Source organism: Solibacillus sp. iso_87, from assembly GCF_056173085.1.
In genome coordinates this window covers 382,822-408,610 of record NZ_CM149656.1, presented here as the reverse complement: position 1 = coordinate 408,610, position 25,789 = coordinate 382,822, and the positions used below count along the sequence as shown (strand labels likewise).

At 38.2% G+C, this 25,789-nt stretch carries 26 protein-coding genes; 11 read left to right on the top strand and 15 right to left on the bottom strand.

The genetic code is table 11. The features are described from left to right. Positions 1–156 precede the first annotated feature (156 nt). The 6 genes from AC0VXV_RS02050 to AC0VXV_RS02025 form a co-directional block, all read right to left on the bottom strand. Positions 157–891, bottom strand: coding sequence for a LytR/AlgR family response regulator transcription factor (locus AC0VXV_RS02050; RefSeq protein WP_475530135.1), 735 nt, complete (start codon positions 889–891; stop codon positions 157–159). Positions 892–896: 5 nt separating this feature from the next. Next, positions 897–2,195: a sensor histidine kinase gene (locus tag AC0VXV_RS02045; RefSeq protein ID WP_475530134.1), complete on the bottom strand. Its 1,299-nt coding sequence runs from the start codon at positions 2,193–2,195 to the stop codon at positions 897–899. A gap of 123 nt (positions 2,196–2,318) precedes the next feature. Next, positions 2,319–3,521: an ABC transporter permease gene (locus AC0VXV_RS02040; RefSeq protein ID WP_475530133.1), complete on the bottom strand. Its 1,203-nt coding sequence runs from the start codon at positions 3,519–3,521 to the stop codon at positions 2,319–2,321. After that, positions 3,514–4,413, bottom strand: a complete 900-nt coding sequence (locus tag AC0VXV_RS02035) for an ABC transporter ATP-binding protein (RefSeq protein ID WP_475530132.1) — start codon at positions 4,411–4,413, stop codon at positions 3,514–3,516. The genes AC0VXV_RS02040 and AC0VXV_RS02035 overlap by 8 nt, the downstream gene beginning before the upstream one ends. 111 nt (positions 4,414–4,524) lie before the next feature. Further along, a complete protein-coding gene (locus AC0VXV_RS02030) occupies positions 4,525–5,112 on the bottom strand; it encodes a glycosidase (RefSeq protein ID WP_475530131.1) in 588 nt (195 codons plus the stop codon). A 172-nt stretch (positions 5,113–5,284) separates the two neighbouring features. Continuing rightward, positions 5,285–6,160: a GNAT family N-acetyltransferase gene (locus tag AC0VXV_RS02025; protein WP_475530130.1), complete on the bottom strand. Its 876-nt coding sequence runs from the start codon at positions 6,158–6,160 to the stop codon at positions 5,285–5,287. Between the two features lie 309 nt (positions 6,161–6,469). Between AC0VXV_RS02025 and AC0VXV_RS02020 the strand changes: the two genes are divergently transcribed. Next, on the top strand, positions 6,470–8,473 hold the full coding sequence (locus AC0VXV_RS02020; protein WP_475530129.1) for a sensor domain-containing protein: 2,004 nt from the start codon (positions 6,470–6,472) through the stop codon (positions 8,471–8,473). Positions 8,474–8,507: 34 nt separating this feature from the next. Here the strand turns inward: AC0VXV_RS02020 and AC0VXV_RS02015 are convergent, their stop codons facing one another. Further along, the gene (locus tag AC0VXV_RS02015) at positions 8,508–8,993 is read right to left on the bottom strand and encodes a threonine/serine exporter family protein (RefSeq protein ID WP_475530128.1); all 486 of its coding nucleotides are present in this window, start codon (positions 8,991–8,993) and stop codon (positions 8,508–8,510) included. Between the two features lie 65 nt (positions 8,994–9,058). Then, positions 9,059–9,805: a threonine/serine exporter family protein gene (locus AC0VXV_RS02010; RefSeq protein WP_475530127.1), complete on the bottom strand. Its 747-nt coding sequence runs from the start codon at positions 9,803–9,805 to the stop codon at positions 9,059–9,061. 173 nt (positions 9,806–9,978) lie between these two features. On the opposite strand from AC0VXV_RS02010, the gene AC0VXV_RS02005 reads away from it, so the two are divergent. The 4 genes from AC0VXV_RS02005 to AC0VXV_RS01990 all read left to right on the top strand — a co-directional run bounded on the left by AC0VXV_RS02005 (position 9,979) and on the right by AC0VXV_RS01990 (position 13,623). After that, the gene (locus AC0VXV_RS02005) at positions 9,979–11,370 is read left to right on the top strand and encodes a polysaccharide deacetylase family protein (protein WP_475530126.1); all 1,392 of its coding nucleotides are present in this window, start codon (positions 9,979–9,981) and stop codon (positions 11,368–11,370) included. A gap of 356 nt (positions 11,371–11,726) precedes the next feature. Then, the gene (locus tag AC0VXV_RS02000; protein WP_475530125.1) at positions 11,727–11,876 is read left to right on the top strand and encodes a hypothetical protein; all 150 of its coding nucleotides are present in this window, start codon (positions 11,727–11,729) and stop codon (positions 11,874–11,876) included. Positions 11,877–12,048: 172 nt separating this feature from the next. Continuing rightward, complete coding sequence (locus tag AC0VXV_RS01995) at positions 12,049–12,303, top strand: GlsB/YeaQ/YmgE family stress response membrane protein (protein WP_475530124.1); 255 nt, start codon at positions 12,049–12,051, stop codon at positions 12,301–12,303. Between the two features lie 921 nt (positions 12,304–13,224). Further along, positions 13,225–13,623 carry a multidrug DMT transporter permease gene (locus AC0VXV_RS01990; protein ID WP_475530123.1) on the top strand — a complete coding sequence of 133 codons (399 nt, stop codon included), beginning with the start codon at positions 13,225–13,227 and terminating at the stop codon, positions 13,621–13,623. A 121-nt stretch (positions 13,624–13,744) separates the two neighbouring features. Here the strand turns inward: AC0VXV_RS01990 and AC0VXV_RS01985 are convergent, their stop codons facing one another. The 3 genes from AC0VXV_RS01985 to AC0VXV_RS01975 all read right to left on the bottom strand — a co-directional run bounded on the left by AC0VXV_RS01985 (position 13,745) and on the right by AC0VXV_RS01975 (position 18,067). Beyond that, positions 13,745–15,073: an ABC transporter permease gene (locus tag AC0VXV_RS01985; protein WP_475530122.1), complete on the bottom strand. Its 1,329-nt coding sequence runs from the start codon at positions 15,071–15,073 to the stop codon at positions 13,745–13,747. Next, positions 15,063–15,761, bottom strand: coding sequence for an ABC transporter ATP-binding protein (locus AC0VXV_RS01980; RefSeq protein WP_475531384.1), 699 nt, complete (start codon positions 15,759–15,761; stop codon positions 15,063–15,065). Before AC0VXV_RS01980 ends, AC0VXV_RS01985 begins: the two co-directional genes overlap by 11 nt. Before the next feature lie 167 nt (positions 15,762–15,928). Then, on the bottom strand, positions 15,929–18,067 hold the full coding sequence (locus AC0VXV_RS01975; RefSeq protein ID WP_475530121.1) for a beta-propeller domain-containing protein: 2,139 nt from the start codon (positions 18,065–18,067) through the stop codon (positions 15,929–15,931). A gap of 253 nt (positions 18,068–18,320) precedes the next feature. Between AC0VXV_RS01975 and AC0VXV_RS01970 the strand changes: the two genes are divergently transcribed. Further along, on the top strand, positions 18,321–19,505 hold the full coding sequence (locus AC0VXV_RS01970; protein WP_475530120.1) for a YhgE/Pip domain-containing protein: 1,185 nt from the start codon (positions 18,321–18,323) through the stop codon (positions 19,503–19,505). Between the two features lie 99 nt (positions 19,506–19,604). Beyond that, positions 19,605–20,144 (top strand): PadR family transcriptional regulator, encoded by a 540-nt coding sequence (locus tag AC0VXV_RS01965; protein WP_475530119.1) that lies wholly within the window; start codon positions 19,605–19,607, stop codon positions 20,142–20,144. A gap of 70 nt (positions 20,145–20,214) precedes the next feature. Here the strand turns inward: AC0VXV_RS01965 and AC0VXV_RS01960 are convergent, their stop codons facing one another. Next, positions 20,215–20,889, bottom strand: a complete 675-nt coding sequence (locus AC0VXV_RS01960; protein ID WP_475530118.1) for a serine/threonine protein kinase — start codon at positions 20,887–20,889, stop codon at positions 20,215–20,217. A 241-nt stretch (positions 20,890–21,130) separates the two neighbouring features. Beyond that, positions 21,131–21,700 (bottom strand): YdhK family protein, encoded by a 570-nt coding sequence (locus tag AC0VXV_RS01955; RefSeq protein WP_475530117.1) that lies wholly within the window; start codon positions 21,698–21,700, stop codon positions 21,131–21,133. Between the two features lie 159 nt (positions 21,701–21,859). Between AC0VXV_RS01955 and AC0VXV_RS01950 the strand changes: the two genes are divergently transcribed. Further along, a complete protein-coding gene (locus AC0VXV_RS01950; RefSeq protein WP_475530116.1) occupies positions 21,860–22,186 on the top strand; it encodes a four-helix bundle copper-binding protein in 327 nt (108 codons plus the stop codon). Positions 22,187–22,239: 53 nt separating this feature from the next. On the opposite strand, the gene AC0VXV_RS01945 is transcribed toward AC0VXV_RS01950, so the two are convergent. Next, the gene (locus tag AC0VXV_RS01945; protein ID WP_475530115.1) at positions 22,240–22,413 is read right to left on the bottom strand and encodes a Fe3+ hydroxamate ABC transporter substrate-binding protein; all 174 of its coding nucleotides are present in this window, start codon (positions 22,411–22,413) and stop codon (positions 22,240–22,242) included. Positions 22,414–22,481: 68 nt separating this feature from the next. Further along, complete coding sequence (locus AC0VXV_RS01940) at positions 22,482–23,345, bottom strand: AraC family transcriptional regulator (protein ID WP_475531383.1); 864 nt, start codon at positions 23,343–23,345, stop codon at positions 22,482–22,484. Positions 23,346–23,544: 199 nt separating this feature from the next. Here AC0VXV_RS01940 and AC0VXV_RS01935 point away from each other — a divergent pair, with 199 nt between their 5' ends. From AC0VXV_RS01935 to AC0VXV_RS01925, 3 genes are read left to right on the top strand one after another with little or no spacing between them, the layout of a single operon-like run. Then, positions 23,545–24,330, top strand: coding sequence for a transporter substrate-binding domain-containing protein (locus tag AC0VXV_RS01935; protein WP_475530114.1), 786 nt, complete (start codon positions 23,545–23,547; stop codon positions 24,328–24,330). A 34-nt stretch (positions 24,331–24,364) separates the two neighbouring features. After that, positions 24,365–25,030 (top strand): amino acid ABC transporter permease, encoded by a 666-nt coding sequence (locus AC0VXV_RS01930; protein ID WP_079523821.1) that lies wholly within the window; start codon positions 24,365–24,367, stop codon positions 25,028–25,030. A 12-nt stretch (positions 25,031–25,042) separates the two neighbouring features. Beyond that, positions 25,043–25,786, top strand: a complete 744-nt coding sequence (locus AC0VXV_RS01925) for an amino acid ABC transporter ATP-binding protein (protein WP_475530113.1) — start codon at positions 25,043–25,045, stop codon at positions 25,784–25,786. Positions 25,787–25,789 lie beyond the last annotated feature (3 nt).

Here is a 25,789-nt window from a genome sequence, read left to right as displayed (position 1 = left end):
GCCTTTACTGCTCCTTTTGTTGTGGCATGGGAATTCGTTTAAAACTATTGTGTCTTTTTTATAGCTGCTTTATAAAGGCGGCACTTACAGTGGTAGGCGCTGTATCCGTGCACGAAAAGCCATCTTCGTAAATTGAGAATTTAATCATAAATCCCTTCAAGTTAAAGCAGTTTGCTTTAATAAACCTTTAATCAGCCTTGCGGATGCATAGCAAAATTCACCATTGTCTAATATAATTGATCTTTCTTTAGAATCAATGTTTGTTATCTTACTTTTATTCACTATAAAAGATTTATGGCAGCGGTAAAGATCGGGATGTAGCCCTTCATAATTTTTTAAACGTCCGTAAAATTCAATATGTTCATTCTCCAAATGCAATATCACTTTATGCGAATCCGAAGATGCTTCGAAAAAGTAAATATTTTGGAAATCAATATTATAAGTACGTCCCGTAGTTTTGATTTGCAGTTTTTGAACGCTTTCTAGTTCGCCTAATTTTAAATATCGTCGATGAGCTTCTTTTAAAGTGGATAGTATCTTTTCCTTTAACGTATCCGGACTGTCTTTAATAATAAAATCTAATGCAGCCAGTTTATAAATAAACGTAAGAAAGCTCATTTCAGCATGCGTTGTAATATACACTAAGTTAGCAATAGGATCATCCTCTCGAATTTTACTCCCTAACGTAATTCCAGTAATTTCGTCTTTTAAATCTATGTCTAAAAAATAACAGTCCGCCTTTTCGTTTTCTAAAAATGAGACAACATCATGTGGATTAGTAGTTGCAAGTACAACTTTCATACCGTTATCTTCCATCATGGCAAAGTTCTCAATTATTTCTTTCGTTCTCTCCAATTGAAATCGATCGTCTTCACAAATAACTATATTCATCTAATCTACCCCTTTTTAAACTCAATTTCCTGAATAAAATAAGGCGGGCTAATTTTTGTGTTTATACTAACATTTTGTAGATTATTTTTCATTTGACGTAAATTAGCTAAGCCTAGGCCTCGATTTTCTCCCTTTGTTGAATAGCCTTCTTGGTAAATTTCATGTACTTTTATATTTGCTGACTCATTAAATTTGTTAGTTACGACTAATAAAATGGCATCTTTCATATGAATAAAGGCTGTACGTACTTCCCCATTCTCTGTTTCTCGTGCCGCTTCAATTGCATTATCCAGCAAAATACCTACCACACGGTTTAAAATAATCGGATCTACCGGGATCTCAGTGATTTCTTCCACAATCTCAATATGAAAGGGAACTTGGTGGGATTGAGCTTGTAAAATCTTTGTCGTTAATAACCCTTTTAAACTATTAATTTTCAAGTTATTTAATACCATCATCGAGTGCTGATTTAACTGTTCCTGATGACTCGCTTCTAGTATGTGGTCGTAAAAGTATGTATGGAGACCATCATAGTTTTTATCATCAATAAACGTACGTAAAGAAGATAAAATATTGACGTAATCATGTTTAAACTTGCGCATATCCTGATTAATTTGTTCAAGTGACGCAACATAAGATTCGAAGTTATTTATTTCCTGTTCTCGTTGCTCCATTTTGAATTGTTTAAATGCTAAAAAGACAATGGTAAAAATACTGATTGTCAGTATTGCTATATAAATTAAAAACATTACCAAATTATCCTGGACGCTCTCATTAAAATTCCCATGATCAATTTTCATGATATTGATATACATAAATACTACTGCAACAACACCAAGGAACACGAGTATATAAGAGACATAACGGTGGAATACCCACCGATTGATCAAATTTGCAATGCGTTTATAGAAAAAAGCAAATAGGAAGCCCAATAGGATGAATAATGTTATATAGCATAAAAATGTCAGTTGTTCATTACCGATTCCACCAAGCAGATGAAAAGTCGCTATACTTGAAATATTATCCGAAATAACTAAAAAAATAAGGGATGCCAACAAATGAAAAATATGGATAACTGCTTGGGTTTTTCTATAAATCATCCATATTAAAATGGCTAAATAGTTTAGAATTGAAACTGCATCAATAAATTGAAACAATATAGAAGTTGGTAAAAATATAATTAATACAATCGTTAGTAATTGTTTTATTGACCATGATATTTCTAATACATATGTGTTAAAAAATAGTAGCATCAAATATTGAACAAGAAATATTATAATCACTTCAATAGTTAGTCCGTCCACTCATTTACACTCCGTCACTACTTTACATCCATTATATACTAATAAATGAAATTAAAAAGTCTCCTCAAAAGCTGCCTTAACTTTTGAGAAAACTCTTAATACGTTGTGAAATATTAGAACTGATTATTTAAATTGAATTAATTGTTTTAATGTTAAACTATCTGATTTCAGAACACCTTTTGGATAGATTTTTGCAGCTATCCCAGCAAATAAGCCGATAAATAAAAGCATCACCACCAATGAAATAATAATCTCTCCCGGGGCAATCGTATTATAGACAATACGGATCAGTACACTCATTGGTGCTGTAAAAGGAATGTACGAAGTTACTTTTGTCAAAGTGCCTTCAGGATAATCCATGACAAACAATATTTCTACTGTCAAACTCGCCATCAATAAAATGACAATTGGCATTGTTGCGCTCGATAAATCATCTGGACGACTTACCATCGATCCTACAATAGCAAATAAAGTCGCATAGATGAAGTACCCAATGATGAAGAAAATGAGGATATATAAGGCTGTCCCCCACGTAATTGTCTCTATTACAGTCTGTACAAACGACCCTTCAGTAATCTCAAAAATACCTAAGTTTGCCCATAATAGGAGGCCGCCGATAAAGATGAATAATTGCGCTAAGCTTGCTAGACCAATGCCTAAAATTTTTCCGTACATCATCGGTACTGGCGCTACCTTTGTAATCATGACTTCCATAACCCGGGAAGATTTTTCGGACGCAATTGCTGTTGCAACATTATTCCCGTATGTGGAAATGGCCAAAAACATAATAGCAATCAATCCATAAACAATAAGTAAGGCATTTGGCTCTGTTTCATATAATGAACCAAAGTTTGTCTGTAAAGGTGCGTTTAGTGCCTGAACAACCGTCGGATGAATGGATTGCGCTTCTACAATAGATGCCACTCTCTTTTGTTCAATATAAGATTCTAGCGTAAGCAGTAGTTCGTTGTTCACTTTTGGCATAAAAATATTCAGTTGCATCATATCCACTCGATCTTCCAACACAAAGAATCCAGCCAGTTTTTCTGATTTAATCTCTTCTTTTAGCGTTTCTATCCTTGCATTGTTTACAATCTCCCAGTTTCCATCTACTTTAGCTAGATCTCGTTCTGTTAATCCTAATGATGTTCGATTGATGAGTTTATATGTTTCTTCTGAGCTATCCTTCTCAAATTTGCTTAAAATTGTTGGGTATGCAAAGAGCAGTACACTTAGCACAAGCAGACAGAGCGTAATATATACATATACCTTTGTTTTAACCGCTTCTTTGAAGACAGTGTTAAATACAATGCTGAAATTACGCAATTATATCCCCTCCTGTCCGTTCAATAAAGATTTCATGCAGGCTCGGCTCTTTTAATGAAATCCCATGCAGCTCGAATTTCTCACCGAACTCCTGAATGAGCTGATATATTTTTTCGCTTCTTGGAATTCGTAACTTATACCTGTTGTTTTCCTCAGTAAATTCATATTGTTTAAGCGTAAGGTATTCCTTTAAGTCCGCAGCTGATGTTTCCAATTCCAAGTAGCGATAATCATAGGAACTTTTAACGTTCGCTAACTCATCAGAAACAATCAGGTTCCCGTCCTTTAAAATACAGATTTGACTGCAGAAATATTCAACCTGTTCCATTTGATGACTGCAGAAGATAATCGTTTTCTTTTTAGCAATCAATTCTTTTACGACACTTTTCAACATATCTGCATTAACAGGGTCTAACCCGCTGAACGGCTCATCTAAAATGATAAAATCCGGGTCATGTATAATCGCCGTAATTAATTGTACTTTTTGCTGGTTCCCTTTCGATAATTGTTCGGTACGCTTCTTGGCCGCATAAGAGATTCCAAGCTTTTCCAACCATTTTAGTGCCTCTCTTTTCGCCTCTTTTTTGTTCATACCTTCCAACATGCCAAAGTAAATAATCTGATCCAGAACATTCATTTTGGCGTAAAGTCCACGTTCTTCCGGCAAGTAACCTATTTTTAATTTATTCTTAGAGAAAGGCTTTCCTTTCCATAAAATTTGTCCACTATCCCTTGGAATAAGGTCTAACATCATCCGAATTGTCGTTGTTTTTCCGGCACCATTTCGACCTAACATTCCCAGAATCCGGCCTTCTTCTAAGTAAATTGAAATATTGTTCACCGCTTTTTTACTGCCGAAACTTTTATTTAGATTTTTAATTTGAAATGTCATTATGCACCTCTCCTAGCTGAACATTTTTATAATAGAAATAACAGCGATTCCAATAACTACTCCAACTACAGCCCTTAAAATATTTTTCAATTTATTTGCCTCCTTAGATGATTAATACGCAATGATTTTCTGCTCAAATGCCTTACTGATCGACTCAATATAATTTGGTACTCTAAAATAGGTGTTTATCCGGTAAAGGGCCTGATCGATCTCTTCAGCCGTTAGTCCTCTTGTACGCTGAATAAATTCAAATGTATGGCCAACTGCTAAATCTTTCAGGATTTTTCTATCCAACTCTTTTAAAGAAACCTCAACTAAATGAGGTGTATTACTTTTAAACGATTCCATCAGTAATAAAAATTCGTCCAGCCCTGTATTTTTTGTGACACTTGCCCAGCGCTCCTCATCCTTTAAGTGATGGTAAACCTCTCCCATCCTTGAATCTACAAGGAGCATGATGTCTATTTCGGGACCCTTTACTTTCTTTAGACTTTCACTCATCAATGCGAAATGCTGATTTGTTGTTTCAATCACCACAATATCAATACGCTGTTCGTTAATTTTTTTTAGTAATGTCTGATTAAATATTGGAGCTTGTATGGGATAAGTATCTATTTGCCAAGTCGGCCGCTTATCCTGTACCGCTATTTGTAATGCTTCTATAAACAAAGTAGACATTGATACAATCAGTACTTTCAAAATATCCCCCCTTCCTTGAAAATTGCCTAATTCCACTATACTTTCGTTCGACATATTCATGTTGAAAGGCTCTTCAAAACGAATAAACCATTCATAACCGTTCATTTTTCACATAAAAAAAACGTTCATACATTCATGAACGTTTACTTCGTAAGCACTTGAATCTACTCGCTTACAATCCAATATAAATGTAATAATCAAGCTGGGATGACTTCATAAATCCGGCTTTTTCGTATACATGAAGGGCTGCCATATTCTCGACTTCCACATCGAGTAAAATTGTCCTGTCACCCGACCGGAGCGCATAATCTTTCACGAAGTTTAAAATTTGCGTGCCGATCCCTTGGCGCTGTCTTTTTGGAGATACCGCAAATGCCGTAATCCACTGTACTTCGCCTTCTTTGCGGGTCGTCACTGTGCCTACGACTTCACCATCAACTTCGGCTGTCCACATGACTAGGCCTTCAGTCGTTGTATTAAACTCAATCAGTTCCAATGATTCCTCACGAATATCGCCAAACGCATCACTGAAAATCGCGACTAGTGCTTCCGTGTCCTTTTGCATAAACGGGCGTAAAGTAACAGGTCCCTCTTTTTGCAGAACTTCTGCACGGGCTTCCAATGTTGCTTCAGAAAAGCTGTATAAATACCCGTTCTTTTGAAGAAATTCTTTCCCGTAATGTGAACCTTCCACGATTATTGCAAGCTCCCCTTCACTTTCACGCATCGCCAATCCTTCTTTCAGCACGTTCAATATCGCCGTACCAATTCCAAGTTGACGATACATCGGTGCAACGAGCATCGACCATTCATACGTATTTAATCCCATCAAATCGACTGCAGTACCTGCTCCGACCAGCAAATTTTTTTCATCATCATATACAAGAACATAAAATCCCCGCATTTCATAGCTTTTCGCTATCGGTAAATTCATGACTTGATTTAATAGTACGCCATCACAAACGGCCGCTGTTTTACATAGTTTCTGTACTTCTTCATATGTTTCTTCATCTAAAGGAAACGACACTGTTATTGCCGATAAGTTCATTCTTTCTACTCCAATTCTAACTACTATAATTTCTTTATTTTAGTAAAGCTATCGAAGTAACGCAATACTCGCGCATTAATCCGTTCAATTTATCTTTCCACAATTATTATTTTCATTAAAAATAAAATAACTTCATGATACAATTTTTCTAGTAAAGATGCATAAATTTAACTACTTATTACCCAATAATAAGGTATAATAATCCTATGCATGATTATTTTTCATAAATAAAAATCCATCTTAAATGACTAAACGATGTTATTTAATTATAATTGCAATATGAATTAATTAATTAAGGAGACTTAACTTATGACAAAAGAACAAATCTATTCTACTAGTACTGAGCCACTACTAGATACCTCTTTTCCTTCTTTTGTACTTTTACCTAATGGTACACTCGTTCATGGAAATCTCCGTCAATTAGACTATCCAACGCAAGAGACAAAAGAACTAATCGGAAATTCCATACACGACACGCTTTTTTCAGAAGTAGGTGACGATGTCATTGAATCCATTTTAACAAGTTCGGCAGCGTTATGTTTGCACAACATTCCTCTTTCACTGAAAGGTCAATCTTCCAAAACTTGCACTCTTTATACGAAGCCGACTGTCTTTGCAAATGAGCAAGCAATTTTTGTTCTTTGTATTCCAAATGAAGAAGTTCGTTTAATGGATGAAGAACAGCAGCATTTAGTCGACCTTAAAAACGGGATCCACCAATCATTCATGACCGTTACACTTGACCAGGACGGCTTTATTACTCAAACAAATCAGCCATTTTTAACAGCAAGCCGCTGGACACCAAAACGGGTCATCGGGAAAACATTGTGGCAATTGTTCCCGCAAAATCCCGAATCGGAAAAAGTTGTCCTTGAAATTTGGAAAACGTTGCAAAACGGGCAAGTTTGGCAAGGTGAAGTTGAGAAATTGACAAAGGATGAGCAGCTTTACTGGGTACATTTAACGGCGATTCCGATGATGGGCCAAACATCTGAAAAGAACGAGTATTTGCTGATTGAGCGGAATATTACAAAAGAGAAAAAGATTCAGTTCCAGCTGGAGAAAATCGCATATATCGATACAGAAACAGGAATGATGAATGTTCACCGTCTGGAACAAATTATCGGGGAAATGATCGAAGAAGAGCGCCATTTTTCATTCGTTTACTTAAGTATCGATAAGTTTTACACAATTAAGGATTTACATGATGGCGTAGCCGGGAATTCCCTAATCTTAGAATTTACGAAACGTATGAAAATGTATTTCCAAGATAGTACGATGGCTCGTATTAATGAAAGTGAATTTGTCGTAATTACACCATTACCTGAATGGTTTACACAAGGTTTCCTGAATTATTTACAGCAAAATCCAATCTACAGCGGTAACGTAGCAGTCCCACTTTCATTAAGCGGCGGGATTACACGCTTCCCGGAAGATCAAATGACATTCTCTCAATTAATGAAGGCATCATTGGCTACGATCGCTTCTGTACGCAGTGCGGGCGGTGACAGCATCGTCTCATTATCAAAATCTTCACATGCTGCGTTAAACCGCAGATCGATAGTTGAAAAACGATTACTGCTTGCATTAGATCAGAAAAACCTGCATGTTCTATACCAGCCTCAACTTGATCTAAGAAGCGGTAAAATCACAGCTGTCGAAGCATTAGTCCGTTGGGATGATGAAGAAATCGGTACTGTATCACCTGATGAACTGATCCCTATCGCTGAGGAGACAGGTCTCATTAATAATATCGGTTCGTTTATGCTGGAAAAGGCATGTGAACAAGCAGCCCTATGGAAAAATGCGGGCCAACCGATCAAAGTTAGCATCAACTCTTCTGTGCGCGAGTTCCGCGATAAGAATATGGCCAAGTCCATTTTGGAAACACTTGACCGTACTGGGTGCCCGGCAAATTTACTGCAAATCGAAATTACCGAAAAATTCGCATTGGAAGCTGAAGCTGAAACAGGAATTATTAAGCAAATGCGTACACTTGAAAATGAAGGCATTGTCTTTGCGCTTGACGACTTCGGTACAGGTTACGGCTCGTTCCGTTACATGCAGCTTCTGCCGATTTCAATTTTAAAAATTGACCAGACATTTATCCGTTCCCTAAAATCAGAAAAAAACCAGCAGCTCGTAAACGGTATGGTACAGCTAGGAAAATCAATGAATCTGATGGTCGTTGCAGAAGGTGTGGAAACTGAAGAACAAATGCAGTTCCTAACTGGCATCGGATGTGAGGTCATCCAAGGATACTTCGTAAGCAAACCGAGCTCTACAGAGGAAATTTCTTCGTTATTAGGATAAATAAAAGCTCGTAAGGCAACTGATGATCAGTGCTTTACGAGCTTCTCTTTTTTACTTTTGTAAAGGATTGAATCGAAGTTCTACCTTTTCTCATTATACGCAGGATAATCTGCATCATTACTTCTGCAAATACAAGTCCCATCGTAATCGCGCCGGAAATCATAAATGCCCTCATGCCATTTTCCAGACCGGCAATATAGTCGAGCTCCATTACATTGCGCATCGTACTGTATGCAATGCCCCCAGGTACAAGTGGAATAATTCCGGAAACACTAAATATGATCATCGGCATCCTAAACTTGCGTGCAAAGAAATATGCTACTAATGAAACGACAAATGCCCCTAGAAAAGATGCGCGAACATCATCCAGTCCGCTTTCGAAAAGAACATAATATACTGCCCACCCTACAGCACCGACGAAACCACATGCCGGGATTGTTTTGATCGGGGCATTAAAAATGACACCAAAACAGGCGGTCGCAATAAAACTGATAACGATTTGAGCTAAAACATGCTCCATCAACGAACGCTCCCCTCCAATCGATCATACCTTGCAATGATCGCACTCCGAATTGATTCAAAAATTTATAGCGAAAGCACAAGCGCAACACCTGAACCAATCGCAAACGCTGTTAAAAAGGCTTCGGCACCTTTTGCCATTCCTGCCGTGAAATGTCCTGCCATTAAATCGCGGACAGCATTCGTAATGAGCAGACCCGGCACTAGTGGCATGACCGAACCGATAATAATTTTGTCTATTTCCGTACCAACATTAAAATATACTGCGAGATATGCAACAGCACCCACTCCTACCGATGCTAAAAACTCGGAGAAAAATTTAACGCGGGTCATATTATGAAGGATCGTCACAATATACAGGCCGACGCCTCCTGCAACAAAGGCAGCCGGGATATCCGAAATCGTTCCTTTAAACAGCAATAAAAAGGCACTGCTCGCTATACATGCCGCCAAAACTTGCACGGAAATCGGGAGGAAATAATTTGTTTTTTCTATCTTCTTTAACTCGTCATACGCCTGCTCTAATGTTATCATTTGAGATGTAAGCTTACGTGAAACATTGTTTACAAGCACAATTCGATGTAAATCTGTAATTCGTGTTGGAATCGATGTAATTTGTGTAGGCTGTGTTTTACCTAGAGAGAAAATAATACCTGTCGGCGTAACATAGCTTTGTGCATTCATCATATTTTGAGAACGGGCCATTCTTAGCATTGTATCTTCCACTCGATATGTTTCAGCACCGCTTTCAATCATAATACGACCAGCAAGCAAAAAGCAGTCGAGCGCCAGTTCAGTATTTTCAGCATTCATTCAAGGGACCCCCTTCCACTTCTTAGCTCATATTACTTGAAGCAATCGAAAAATAATAGTCTTTTTTCGTGCAATTTATGCTGACAGAACAGTGTATTTCCTTAAAATTTACAATGACCTTCTTCAGGACATAGATAATAGATTATCCCAATTAGAAAGGAACCCGGTACATCATGACAAACCCTTACAGAAAACGGCGTGGTCCTTGGATTGACTTACTTCTTGTTGGCGCTATCGGTTTTTTAGGTGCAATTATCATTTTTTTAACTTTTTTAATCGATGATCCGATTTTCCGGCACACCGACAAAACATCCGCTAAAGAACATACCATTACGGAGGAAGCGTCAAAATTCCCCGGAATAAAAATTGTCAAAGATCGCTCTTATGACAAGAAAATGCCCTATACCGTTCAATATCCGCTAACGGAATATGAAGCTTTTAATCATGCGGTAACGACATATATAGAACAATCAAAACAATATTACATAAGCATGATGCACCTGCAGCAGAATTCAAAGAAGTTAACAGGCAATCTAACGATAACTGTTGAAACATTCGAACATGATCATTATTACTCATTTGTTTTAACGAATAAAACGATTTTAAATACCGAAGAGAAGCAAACAACGGTTCAAACATTTCTAATTGATTATGAAACAGGCGATTTGTTTGATATTCGTGATCTTTTAAATGAGGATTTAGAAAGCCTGAAAACTTTTGCAGCACATATCCAATCGGAAGTGCTTAAAAATCCAGCTTATAAAGAGTATGTATTAGAAAAGGAGCTCGCATTCGCTACCGAGCCAAAATGGCGTTTATTTAAACGTTTTGCATTAAAAGATGACTCTCTTTTCATTTACTTTAATGAAGGTGAAGTGGCAAAGCAGGAAGCAGGTGTACCGGTAGTTGAAATTCCTTTATCATTCATCAACCCGCTTTTAGCATCTGATTTCCAAATAGCGATGCAATCCGAAAATACGATTATTCCTAGTGATAAGGACTCATCAAAAAAACGGATTGCCCTTACGTTTGATGACGGTCCACACCCGGAAGTAACGAAACAAATTTTAGCGCTTCTGGAAAAGTACAATGCAAAGGCGACATTCTTTATGCTTGGAAGCCGGGCGCAATATTATCCGGGCTTAGTACGCGAAGTGCTTGATAGCGGTCATGAACTCGGTAATCATACGTGGTCACATCCCGTTTTAACGAAAATGTCTCCGGCAGAAATTGAAAAGGAATACAATTCCACAGAGGAAGCGATTATCCATGCGACGGGCGAAAATTCAACTGTTTTCCGTCCTCCATATGGGGCGATTAATGAGGAGATTCGTAACGCCATCCCATGTAAATCGGTCAACTGGACGATTGATACACTCGACTGGAAATACCGCGATTCAGAAAAGCTGTTCCCGATGGTGAAAGAGGCATTGCATAATAACGCAATCGTGTTAATGCATGACATTCATCAATCTACAGCAGATGGTCTGGAGCCTGTCCTTGCCTACTTACAAAAGGAAGGCTATGAATTTTTAACGGTTTCTGAAATTTTGCCGTATCATTAAAAGTAACTTTAAAAAAGAGTGGTGATTATTAATCGTCACTCTTTTTGCTTTAATCCTTAAATGCTTGTACTTATTCCTCACTTTTATCGAAATAATCCTCAGATGCTTGCACTTAATCCTCAATTGAGGGCACTTAATCCTCACTTCTCATTAGATATTACTCAAACGCTCGAAATGCCTGAACTTTTCCCCCCTGCTGTTCCAGTTCCTGACGTGCACGTTTTGCAAAAAACACCGCATGCTCCCCGTCCCATGCACACAAATACTATGTACCAGCAGGGCTACTTTCGTTTGCTGAACAGAGGTTACTGTCATGCCATACATAATGATTCAATCCAACAATGAGGTGACATTCCATGCCGGCACTGCAATTTAAACAACTTAGCGAACGGGCACTGTTCGTTCCGTTCAGTACGACGATTAACGAAAAAACCCACCAGCAAATCCAGCAAGTCATTGCAATATTACAGGAGCAGCCATTCCCGGAACTGGAGCAACGGCTGTGATTATTGGAAACCCTTTTGAAAAACTAGAGATTTCTCAAAAATACACGATTAAAATCCGCAATCTCCATTAAAATTTCGCAACTTTTTTTCTCTTAAATGTTTGAAAGAAGTCAATAAAGGTTATAAAACACTATCGCGAAATAGTTAAAATAAAAAATAGGAGATGGAAATTATGAGTTTTATTTGGTTTTTAATCATTGGCGGGGTTATCGGTTGGCTTGCAGGAGCAATTTTAGGTAAAGATGTCCCAGGTGGAATTATCGGTAATATTATCGCAGGTATTGTTGGTGCTTGGATTGGTGGTATGCTTCTAGGAAGTTGGGGACCTAAAGTTTCTGATTTCTATATCTTCCCTGCTTTACTAGGTGCTATTATACTTGTATTCGTTGTAAGCTTTATTATGAAATCCATGCGTAGAGCTTCGTAACATTTATTTTATCTAATTAGTAAATCAGATAAAAGCAGCGGTCCTCCCCAAATTAGGGAGGACCGCTTTTGTATTCATGCAGCTCTGAAAAAGGATTTCTAATAATACACCTCTTCATTATCCCCCATTGAATATTAACTGTAACTTTTTTGTAACCCTTTCCCCAGATATAAATCCTATTATTAAGAGGCGGTATTAGAAATGGAAAAAATAAGCATTACCAATTTAATAAATTCAATAGCGTAGAATGGATGATTCATTATGAAAAAATTAACAATATTACATGGGCGCCGGGTGTGAAAGCGAAAGCCATCACCAACATCAAGGAACAATTTGTATCGAAAAACGATAAAATCGTTTAGTGTACGACAGAAATTCATACTATGAAGTGTTTATTCAAAAGAATGGCAAAGGCGAGTATGAATATTTAGTCTACATCAATTGTAAAACCGGCTGGTGGCACGGTTGATTTCGTCCTAGAACCGGACTCCATTCCTTTTCAATAATTACACCTAATTTGCTTAAAGGTAATATATGGTGTTACCCCGAATATATTAAATTACCTACCCATAGGTTGTTTTCAGGAGTAGAGAGGGAACTTATATTAGAACAAAAGTTTGGTTATTAGAAAAACTCGTCTCGATATTAGAAGATCAGAAAGCGATATTAGAAAATCGAAAGTTTATTAGAGTAAATAAAAATATATTAGAACATTTTAAGATTTATTAGAACTTCCAGCCGCCAGCACCGCCTCACGTTTCGGAAAAATTAGGGTATACCAAAACCACAGGGTCGTTTAACGTGTCCTGCTAACTTACTTAGTACTATTCTTTTAGTTTATTGCGATTTAAAACTGGCACATGCCTTGTTTAGAATTTTCTTGTTGCTATTTAAGTTTTATTTAAGAAAAGAGGAAGCAAAATGAAAACGACATGGCTTTTGAGTAGTAGTGGCGTGATGATGGGTTTGGTGGGGTTGGCAGGAACATTTATTCCCGAAGAAATTTCAAAAACCATAGGGATTGACCCTTCACCTGTTACTCTGATTCTTCTGCAAATCATCGGTGGACTATATTTAGGATTCGCAATGTTAAACTGGTTTACACGTTCTGCCTTAATCGGGGGCATCTATAACAAGCCCGTCGTATTAGGAAATCTGATGCATTGTATTGTTGTCTTTTTCGCCCTAATCCGGCAGTTGGCGGAGCAGTTTCATTTCATACTCTTAATTTTGACATTAATTTATTTTGGGTTTGCCGTCTGGTTTACATTAGTTATGCGCTCGAACCCTTTAAGCAATCAATCAAAAATGCCTGTCTAACGTAGTAAACGGGAATTTAAGGTTGAAGATTTCTCATTTCAAATTGCAATATCGAACTTTCAAATTAAAAGGACCAAACACAAGTATGTTTGGTCCTTAAATTAATTTAGCTATCTTGATTTTATAATTCCTGTCTTAACGCCTGCATTACTTCAATTTTTGTAGCTTTACGTGCCGGACGCAAACCTGAAATCATCGCCACGCCGATACTGATCGCTGCAGCAATCACTACGAGCTGCCACGGAATCGCTGAAAATTGTACATTGTTGAATCCATCTTCACCTGTTGCTGCCTTTAAAATAAGCGGCAATAGCGCATTTGATGCAAAGCTTACAATATATGAAATTGCAATTGCTAGAACTGTTCCAATAACTCCGATAAACGTACTTTCCATTAAAAACAGACGTTGAATTAGTTTTGGGCTGGCACCAATTGCTTTTAATACACCAATCTCACGCGTACGTTCTGTCACAGCCATTGTCATCGTGTTGAAAATTCCGATTGATGCGATCAATACTGCTATTGTTCCAACAAAAACAAGTCCGGCTTTCAATACTAGGAAAAAGACATTTAACTCATCCAGCTGTTCTGTAACGGAATAAACACCGTAGCCTTTCCCGCGTAACTCTTCTAAAATCGGCTTTACATATTCCAAGCTTTCCGCATAAATATCAAAGCGCTCAAAAAACAGTTCAAAATCGCTAGCTACCTCTACATCAGCAATTACTTCGCTATACATATCTTCAATCACTTCACGTTGCTCATCCATCATATAAATCCAGTTTTCAGTTGCCCATTCGTAAGCCGGCTCTGGCATAACACCGACAATCGTGTACGTCATACGCTCTGACAGTACATCCGGCTGTTCATGTGTACTTAGAGCAATTTCCACTTCCTTGCCGATAAGCGAATCCTTGTATCCTTCTTCAGCACCGTCGTAATAAGTGCCTTCCGCTTCTGCTGCCTTTGATTTTTCCTCAACTAATTTTCGGTCCGCTTCATTCAATAATGATTGGCCGAAATGATAGCCGACAATAATTTCTTTTTCATTTTCAGGATATTTCCCTTCCGATAACGGTTTCGCTACCGATGCATAATCATTAAAATCCACTAAACGCAGTGATGTAGACGTATCACGGTCTCCCATGTAGCCTGCTACATTAGCATCCACACTTGTCGTTTTTAATACCGTTTGTACATTTTCTACTGCTTCAATATCCGCTACTTCCTCTTCAGTAAACAGCGCTTGACTGCCGAGCACTTCAATTTGAGTCACCGTTTCACTCGATAAAATCTCATCTTCAATCGAATCCTGCAATCCAAAGCCGATTGAAGCAAGCACGATTAAAAACGCACAGCCCATCGTTGCGGCAAGTACCGTCATAAATACACGCAGCTTATTTTTCTTAATATGCTGCATCACAAAATTTACCTGATCTTTAAAAAGCATTGTGTTCACCTTCTTTCACCAATTGACCGTCATGCATGCGATAACGCTTGTCCGCAATCATCGCTACTTCCTCATCGTGCGTAATAATAATAAATGTCAGGTCCAATTCGCGGTTCAGCTGCTGGATAAGCATTAAAATATCCTGCTCTGTCTCTGAATCGAGGCTTCCTGTCGGCTCATCCGCCAACAAAATCGGTGCATTCGTCACAAGTGCACGAGCAATACTAACCCGCTGTTGTTGTCCGCCTGATAATTCATTCGGATAATGGTCCGTCACTTCCGATAAACCGACCTTTTTCATGATTACTTCAACCCGTTTTTTGCGTTCCGATACGTTCATCCCTTGCAGTTTTAACGGTAATTCAATATTTTCAAATGCCGTCAAACTTGGCATGAGCTGAAAGTTTTGAAAAATAAAGCCGAAGTTTTCTAACCGGAACTTTGCACTCTGAACTTCATTGAATGCTGCAATTTCCTGTGCATTTACTACAATCGATCCGTGTTCCGGCTTCATAAAGCCCGCTAAAATCTGAAGCAGTGTCGATTTACCCGATCCGCTTTTTCCGACAACTGCTACGATTTCCCCCTTCTTAACATCAAATGATACATCTCTCAGAACCGGAACCTGTCTTTCCTTTCCGCGTTTACCGATAGAGAATGTATGTTGTAAGTTCGTTACTTTAATCATCATCGTTCACTCCTTTTCACTTAACTTTAGTGTAAAGGGCAAATCTTAATATTTAGAAAGGCTAAATATGAAGAAATTCTTAAGAAATCCTGAATCCCTCCTTATGTTTTTTTGGACATGAAAAAACCACAAGCACAATACCACCTGTGCTTGTGGTTGAATCTTTATTAGAAACCTACCATCTGTTGCTTTTCAAATGTTTTACCGTTGAAGCTCGTCACTTTTGAGCGGGATACTGTAAATAGCTCATCATCAATATAAAGAAGACGCTGTACAACATTATATGAATCTTCATATTGTTCACCAGGACGCGCCTTTTCGATCATATCCGCTGCAAGCTCAATTCCTTTAGGTGTTACTTTGTAAATATGAGTACCTGTTCCTTCATATTTCAGCTGGTCTTCCTCACCTGTTGGCGAGTAAATCGTAACTGGGAAGCCGTAATAGTTTTGACGTGAATCTCTGAACAATGCTTTATGGTCATACTGCACAGGAGAATAAGTACCACGACCACCGATTACAACCGCCTGCTGTTCTTTTGGGTTATTGAAATCCGTCACATCAAACAGGCTCAGTTTCATTCCTTTTGTATAGACAACCGGCTCTTTTGACCCTTCTTCCATCTTCACTTCCGTATCATAACCAATACCTAACAAGTGATTTTCGCCAATTGGATGCAAGTAATTACTGAAACCTGGAATTTTCAGCTCCCCTAACACTTTCGGTGCCATCGGATTTTTCGTATCAATAACAAAGAGCGGATCTGTTTCTTTAAATGTTACTAAATACGCTTTGTCTCCCATAAAGCGAGCGGAGTAAATGCGTTCCCCCTTCGCAAGGTCCTTGACCGCACCTACTTGTTTTAAGTTTTCATCCAAAATGAAAAGATGGTTTTTCGAATTGGCTGTTGTTCCCCATGCACTGCCTTCTGTAGTTGCGATTCTGACATGCCCATCGTGCTCATCCATTGAGAATTGATTTAATACAGAACCAGGAACTTTACCTTGTGCTGTCATTTTCACCGCTGTTTTATCAATAGAAATTTTATAAATTGTCGTTTCATCGTTTTGGTTCACCGGCATTGTATTGGATACCGTTGTATCCGATGATGTGGATGTGCTCTCCATTGCTGGCCAGAAACGATATTGATTCATCGATGCAATATAGATTGCGTTTTCTGACATGTACAATTGCCCGCTGTTACCTAGGAAGCTCTCTGTTTTCCATGCGTTCGACTTTACATTACTCATATCGATTGCAGATACGATCAAATAATTCGGTTCATTGCTTTCAGGCAGCATACGGATTTTATCGACCGGCATAACAGTTTCCTTTTCCCCATCGTACGTAGATGGACGGAGCTCTACATCCGGTGTTTCCTGCAGCAGCCAGTAGTTGGGCATACGACTTGATACAACGTACAAATAGTTGCCTGCTTTACGGAGACTCGTAATATCCCCGTCATGCCCCACTTCGCGTACTAATGTAGGATTTTTTGCATCTTTCACATCATAGAAGGCAATTTTCGTAACCGATTTCCTGTCATAATACGGCTCTCTTTGTGTTTCCACATACTGTGTGTATCCGATAATTAATGTTTGATCATGCAGCATTAAATGCGATGGATAAATATCTTTGCCGACCTTTAAACGCTTTACTACCTGCAAAGTTTTAGCATCAACAATGATTACTTTATTGTCGACAATCGTATAAATCGATTGGCCGTCCGTAATCGTAATGTCACCTTCTTCAATTCCTTCAACCTGGTTGTTTGTTGTAGAGTAGCTCGGTCCGCCACTGCCTGAATCTTTGTTTTCCATCGACATTGCCGATTCTTCTTTTACCATATCGTTAAAGCGACTCGATCCCGCATTTTCTTGCGCTACAAACGCCCTAAAGTAATCTTTTAAATCTTCTGTTGTAGTAAGTTTTTCCACTTTCCTTACAACTTCAAGTGCTACCGACTGTTCCTGCTGCGACTTTGCATTTTTCGCGTATGCGGTTTGCTTAATTTCGAGTGTGTACTTCCCTACGCTAAGCCCTTCGACAGATAAAGCAGTCCCGGCTTTAACAACTGAAAATTTCACTTTAGCGTTATTGCCGTTTTCATCGACAACTAGAATGGACCCATCTGTTAAACTTTTTTCCGTAATTGGCTTCTTTAACGTAATTGAATACGTTTCCCCTTCGAATAAAATACCCGTTGCCTGCACTTCCGCATTTTTAGCGAACATAAAATAACCGAGTGCCAAAACCGCTACAAGTGATGCGAAAAGCCCTATCCCGAAAAGTTTGCCGTTTTTCATGTAAACCCTCCCTTTCCATACTTTGTATTGAATTAGACTGGGAAAGAGTGTAAAAGTTACAGAATTTTTTAAATTTTATACTAGACATCTCCATGGGTAAATTAAAGTTCTCTTTCGACCTGTTCACAGTATCGTGATATTTATGACCTATTTATTACTTTACAGGTAAATCATTAATATTATAGAATACTAAAAGCAAAGTACTTTAATTAGAGTACTTAAATTAAAGTTTGTATAAGAGAGGAAACAATAAGTGAAATTTAAACAGTTTTTAAAATCAAAAGGAGCAATTGCTTCTATTTTTATGGGAATATTTTATGCGGTAGCGATGCTCGGAATCTTTTTACCTGGATATACAGCAATACCCGGCAATATGGATGATTTAAAAATTGCCATCGTAAATGATGACAAAGGCGAAGCTGGCAGTCAGATTGCCGGTCAGCTAGGCGAAAGCTTACCATTTAAGACAATCGAAACAGACTTAACAAATAAACAGGCTCTGAAAGATTTAGAGCATAATGAACTTGCATTAGTTATTCATATCCCTGAAAACTTTTCGGCGGATGCACAGAGCGGTAAAGGTACTAACATTGATTTCACAGTAAATGAAGCTTCATCAACAATGGTTTCATCTTCTATGTCATCTGTAGTTACTCAGATTAATAACGAATTAAGTGCAAACTTCTCACAGCAAACAGCCCAAGGTATTTTAATGAACTTTAACCTTCCGGAAGAACAGGCTGCTGAAATGGCAACGCAAATCGAAAACAGCTACACTGGAAACTTTGTCATTATGAATGATGTGCCAACGGGAATGCATAACAGTATGCTGCCAATGTTTTTAACAATGGCTTGTTATGTAGGTGCAATGATTGCAGGTATGCAGTTGGTCGGTTCATTTAAAGTGAGCCGTGGCAAAGCGAGCAAAACACGCTTATTTATGTATGTACAATTGACTGCATTAATGATTGCGGTACTTTCAACTATCGCTTCATTAACTGTTGCCTTTTCAATTGCAGATGTCGACATGGCAGTATTGTTGCCTGTATCCGGTCAGCAGATTTTATTGTATATGGCTGCATTTAATGTGTGTGCAATTCCAATCTTTATCCTTGGTGAAGGCGGTATGATTCTTAACATTCCGATTCTGCTAATGCAAACATTGGCAAACGGTGCAACAATTCCTCGTGATATGATGTACGCACCATATGAATGGTTCAGCTATATTACACCGATGTACCATTCGGTTCAATCCTATTTAGCGATTATGTTCGGTTCGATCAGCCCTGCCCCGTACCTATGGGGGTTAGCTGCAGTAGGTGCCGGAGCAATGCTTATTAATGTCCTTATTGTTTGGATCTTCCATAAGCCGCTGCCAGTTGATGCACCTGCTGAACAACCAGCTTCTTTAAAAAAAGCGGATGAAGTTATCGCATAACTTTGTTAAACTAAGGAAAAATACAACTCGTGCTATTTTCAGGCACGAGTTGTATTTATGTAAGCGGAAATTAACATGTATAAAGTATAGGAGAATACTATGTCCATCCAAATTTATATATTGAGCAAGTTAGCGAAAGAAAACAGTTATCCATATAAACTAAAAAAAGAGCTGTCAGAACCGATTCCTTTTGACAAACTGGCCAATCTGTCAGAAAGTAAGCTCTATTATCATTTCGAGTCTTTGACAAAACAAGGACTTATTGAGCCAACAGAAATTATTAAAGAAGAGAACCGGCCGGATAAGCAAGTTTTCGCCATTACAGAACAGGGTCTTGCATTGCTTCCAAACAAAATTTATCAGCTTTTCGAAAAAGCAGATTCCTTATCAGATACAATTGTAGGTTTAATGAATCTGGACTTTGTGGATCGTGCAAAAATCATTATGGTTCTTGAAGAGAAATTACGAAAGCTTGAAAAGAAAAGAGATCATATTAAAAGCTTGAATATGCAGGTTAAGCTGGAAGGTTCTAAAAAAGAAGGTGGAGATTTTTTAACAGGCTATTTTATAAGTCGTTTTGAAAATGAAGGTGAATGGATTTCTTCACTAATCGAAAAAATACGAAATCGATCTATCTAAAAAAGCTTCGCATTCGGATGATTTAGATCATCGAATTGCGAAGCTTTTTTGTAGAATGGCATATAGCTCATCAATTTTTAAAGAAAAGTTTTAAAATAGGTGTTGTAATTTCTTCAAATGACAAGGAATTCTTCCCTCGCCTGTTATACCACTTGCGAACGGTTTCAACTACGCCGATCGGTACGGATTTCCCGTCAATTAAATGATAGTATTGCTCATAGCCCTTTTTTAAATGTTCCCATCGAAAATCATTACCGGACATCATATATTCGGAAACATCGATTATTTTAGCTCTGCCGTTTTGCAGCAGTATATTTTTCAAATGAATATCACGCGGGTTCAGCCCCTTGCTGCGCGCATATTCTCTTGCTTCTTCAACATCCTGTATTATCTGTTCCGGAATATGGATGCCTTCAAGAATGCAGTCGAAGAGCGTTTTCCCTTCCTCGTAACTTAATACGAGACAATTGTCGTTCGAGCCATAGCATGTTGAAAAGAAAGGCGAATTGCCTAACTTTCGGTAAACACCTTCTTCCAACATTACTTTTGCTGCTTTGTCTTTCGCATATAGTTTGAAGGCATACGCCGGGGCATTTTCGGACTGAAAAACTGCCGCATCGGTCCCGATCCCTACACATTTTATATCTTCTGATTCACCAATGATTGTTACTGGCTCATTATTCGGATTGGATAAAACATTTATTTTTGAAAGGGAATCCATTACTTTTTCGAAGTCCTTTACCATATCATCTCTCCCTTCATCAGCGTTAAAGAAAACTACATAATCCAATTACTTTTAAAGGGATTCTATATCGCTCATAATTAAATTCATTTTTTATATTAACTATATGTTCATTTAATGAGTTTAACATTAAAATCGCTAGTTCATGTAATCTACCGCTTTGTCCAATATGTAAAAGCCCTTCACACCATTATGTGAAGGACCTTACCTATTTATTAACTAAGGCTTAATTATTTTTCGCAATTTATTCCACAGGGGAAAGTTCACTTTCTGTTACCCATTTATGATGCGTTACTTCTTCACCAGTTTCTGTATCTTTATAGCTCACCATATATACGGTCGTTTGCTCAGCCGAATCGATTGTAGCTGCCGCGCCTTCCATCCCGTCCATGTGATCCGCATTTAATACTACCTCTTCACCGGAATTGTATTGTTCTTCTCCGGCATCTTCAAGTTCTTCATGGATGACCCATTTATGATCTTCAACTGGTTCACCACCAGTTGTTGGAGTATAAGTAACCATATAGACAGTTGTATCAAATGCACCGGTAATTGTTGCTGTTGCACCGTCCATACCTCCCATATGATCAGCGTTTATCACCGCTTCACCACCCACAGGATATGTAGGGTTTTTCGCATCAGCCAGTCCTTCTGGTACTTCACCTGAACTTGAATGGTCCATTTGGGTATGATCCATTTGTGAATGGTCCATTTCTTTTTTAGATTTTGACTCTTCTTCATTTCCACCGCAAGCTGCTAAAACAAACGCTGTACATAAAACTAGCGCACCTCTTACTAATTTCTTTCTTTTCATCGCTGCATTTCTCCCTTTTTTTCAATTTGATCACCAACTTATTATACCCCTACAAGGTATAAGATAACCTTACAATTTTTTAAGATTATTTAGGTGAGTTTACTGAAAAGAATAACGGGAAAATTAAAGTGTACAAGATGTAATGAGGAGGAATAGGCTATGTCACATGAGCAACATCAACAATTGCTGCAAACTTTACATGAATGTATGGCAACATGCAACCACTGTTTTGACGCCTGCTTAAAAGAGGATCACGTTCAGATGATGACGGAATGTATCCGTTTGGACAGAGAATGCGCAGATATTTGTAACTACTTGGAACAGGCGATTTCTAGAGGTACACCGTTTATTTACGAGCTGGCTGCCGTTTGCGCAAAAATTTGTGAAGCATGCGGAAATGAATGCAAAAAGCATGATCATGACCATTGCCAAAAATGTGCGGAAGCATGCTTTAAATGTGCAGAAGCATGTAAAAAAGTTGCCTAAACATACGAAAAGTTGCTCCAGGTTCATTTACCAATGGAGCAACTTTTTTATGTTTAAATATTGATTTCCGTTAAGCACTTTTCACAAATAAATTTGCCTTCCAGATTCAAATAAGCTTTGATTTCCGTAAACCCTTTTCGCTTCGGGTAACGCATATGAATCAATACTTTTTCATCGTCTTTAATTTCATTATTACATTTCATACATTTTGGAATGAATAGGGCCACTCGATCCCCTCCCGCTATTTATACTTTAGTTACACTTGTTCTACCTTAGTACAAGTATATCCTGCCTTTTATTTTTTCCGAACAGGAAGCCAAATTTCACTGTAAGCATAACCTTCTTTATTTTCATCCATTTTAGTAAACGAAAAAGTGGGTGCTTGAATAATCTCATAATCGGAAGTAGGAAGCCATTCCGAGTATGTTTTAGCCATTGTTTCTTGTAACGTGGCAGGAAACGGTCCTTCATTTGGAAATACCGCCCACGTACTTGCTTCTACTCGCATTTTGTCTAACCGATCACTTACTTCAGTTTCAGTTGTTAAGACACCGATCAAGTGCGTTAACTCCCCTTCTTCTTTCAGGAAGTTCGCATCAGCATGGTAAGAGGCATTCACAATTTCAAAAGGCTCTATATTTTGCAGTGCGCGCATTTCTTTTCTTTGTTCTTCCGTTATGCTTTGGGCCAGCTTTACGATTTCCTGATTTACCCCTTCAAACTGCATAGGCACACGTTTGCTTACCCCTGCTAATTTAAAAGCTTGTTTATTCTCAATTCTCCATTCCATCGAAATTCCTCCTTTTACTGTAATAACGAATGTAAGTTTAGGAAATGATTTACTTATTTTCTTTTTGATGACATCCGAAGGTAAGCAATCACACCATTTTTTAAATGCTCTAGTAAAACCGTCAACTGACTGGTAACCGTATTTAAACGCAACATCAGTTACCTTTTCTCCATTTATTAAGTCCTTATTCGCTTCCGATAGTTTTCTGTTTTTCACATAATCATTTAATGTCATCCCAGAAAGGTGAAAAAATACTGTTCTAAAGTGATAATCGGAAACCCCGGCATAATGTGCAATGCTTTCAAGGGACAAGTCCTCGGTTAAATGTTCTTCAATATATTCAATCACCTGATTTAATTCTTTTAGCAACATATCCCTCCTTCATGGATACATATTAGCAAAGCAATTATAAAAATACTCGACATTTTGAGATGAAAAAAATCGTATAAAATTTGTACAAATTATGACACTCGTTGTTTATTAGAGGAATTAAAAGGGTATTCACACTTATTAGTAAGATACTTAGCAAAAAAATTGCAGAAATACACGAGAGGAGTTGATACGTAATATGCGGTTGGAAAAAAAGTTAATATTGATATTCAGTTTTATCGCGGCCTGCTTCTTATCTGCTTGTGCGGAGAAGGAAAAGCTTGCCGACGGATCTGAACTGATACATAAAGATCAGTTTGTTTTTGCTGCATCTGGAGAGTTTAAACCATTCAGTTATGTTAACGATGAGGACCTTTCGATGTCAGGCTTTGATATCGAAGTTGGTGAAGCGATCGCAAAAGAACTCGGTCTAAAACCGGTTCAAAAACGGATCAAGTTTAAAGGTATTGTAGAAGGAGTCAAGACTGGCCGTGCAGATGTAGCTGTTGCCAGCCACACGATTAATCCACAGCGAAGCAAACATGTTGCTTTCTCTACCCCCTATTATTATTCTGGACCGCAGATTTTTACCCGTCTAGAAAGTGAAATCAAAACTGTTGATGATTTAGCCGGAATGGAAGTCGCTGTAGCTAAAGGATCAACCTACGCTGATACAGCTTCCAGGTATACCGATAATGTTAAAACCTATGACAGTGACATCACTGCTTTGCAGGCGTTAAACAGCGGTCGTCATGATGCGGTAATCACCGATTTTGTTACCGGAAAAAATGCTGCAAAAGAAGGTTTTAAAGTTGAAGGGCAGCAGTTAATCGAACGCAGTGAACAAGCGATTGTACTCCCTCAAGATAACCCTAACCTATTAAAGCGAGTAAACGAGGCGCTGGAAAAACTCCGGGAAGATGGAACCCTTACTCGGATTAGCATGAAGTATTTTGGTGAGGACATTACAAAAAAACCTGAATAATTCAATCCTCTAAATAAGAAAGGACGTAGGTACAGTGCCAAGTTTTTCACATTTTCTAGAAGTATTAGTAGATACAAAAGATGTTTTCCTTAAAGCCATGCTCTTAACTTTGGAGTTAACGGTTGTATCCATTTTAATCGGTATCGTAATCGGGCTTTTCTTTGCGTTAATGAAAATATCAAAATTTAAAGTTTTAGAACTCATTTCAGATATATATGTCTTTTTAGTCCGCGGAACACCGCTAATTGTTCAAATCTTTATCCTTTACTTTGGACTAAGCGGAATTTTCCTTCTTCCTGATTTTTGGGCTGCTTCACTTGCTTTGGCACTTCACAATGGCGCATACATTTCTGAAATTCTTCGAGGTACTATCCAAGGAGTCGATAAAGGTCAGATGGAGGCAGGACGTTCTTTAGGGATGACCAAGGTTCTGACATTAAGAAGAATTATTCTTCCGCAGGCATTCCGCCGTGCGCTACCGCCATTGGGTAACCAGTTCATTATCGGTTTGAAAGATTCTTCGTTAGCCGCATTTATCTCGATGAATGAACTCTTTAATGTAGCAACAACGCTAGGATCTAATAACTTTGACGAAATGACTTATTTACTTATCGTAGCGATCTACTACTTAGTGTTAGTGGCATTATTAACATTCTTAGTAAACCGTTTCGAAAAGAGATTAGCAATTAGCGACAGGTAGGAGGCGTAAGCAATGGAAGCAAATGAAATGATTAAAGTTAATCAATTGAATAAGTCATTTGGAGACTTACATGTATTAAAAAATATCGATATGACCGTTTTCGAAAGCGATGTTGTTTGTTTAATAGGATCGAGTGGCTCAGGAAAAAGTACTCTCCTTCGATGTCTAAACTTTTTAGAAAGAAAAGATAGCGGCAGTATTACCATAGGGGGCAAAGAAGTCGATCCTAAAAATGATAACCTTAACAACATAAGGGAAAAAGTAGGAATGGTATTTCAACATTTCAATTTATTCCCCCACAAAACTGTTTTGGAAAATATTATTGAAGCTCCGGTAATGGTTAAAGGCATTGACAAAAAGGAGGCAATCTCCAAAGCAAAACAACTCCTGGAAAAAGTCGGCTTGGAAGATAAAGCCGATGTCTATCCAAATAAACTATCTGGCGGGCAAAAGCAACGAGTAGCAATTGCCAGAGCGCTTGCAATGGAACCGGACATCATGCTTTTCGATGAACCGACATCAGCACTTGATCCAGAGCTTGTCGGAGAGGTTTTAACAACGATGAAAGAATTGGCTCAAGAAGGAATGACAATGGTTGTTGTTACCCATGAAATGGGCTTCGCCAGAGAAGTGGCTGACTGGATCGTGTATATGCATGATGGGGAAATTATCGAGCGCGGTGATCCTGATCAGTTTTTCAATCATCCGAAAGAAGAGCGAACAAAAGAATTTCTAAAAACGACAATGCTGAAATAAATG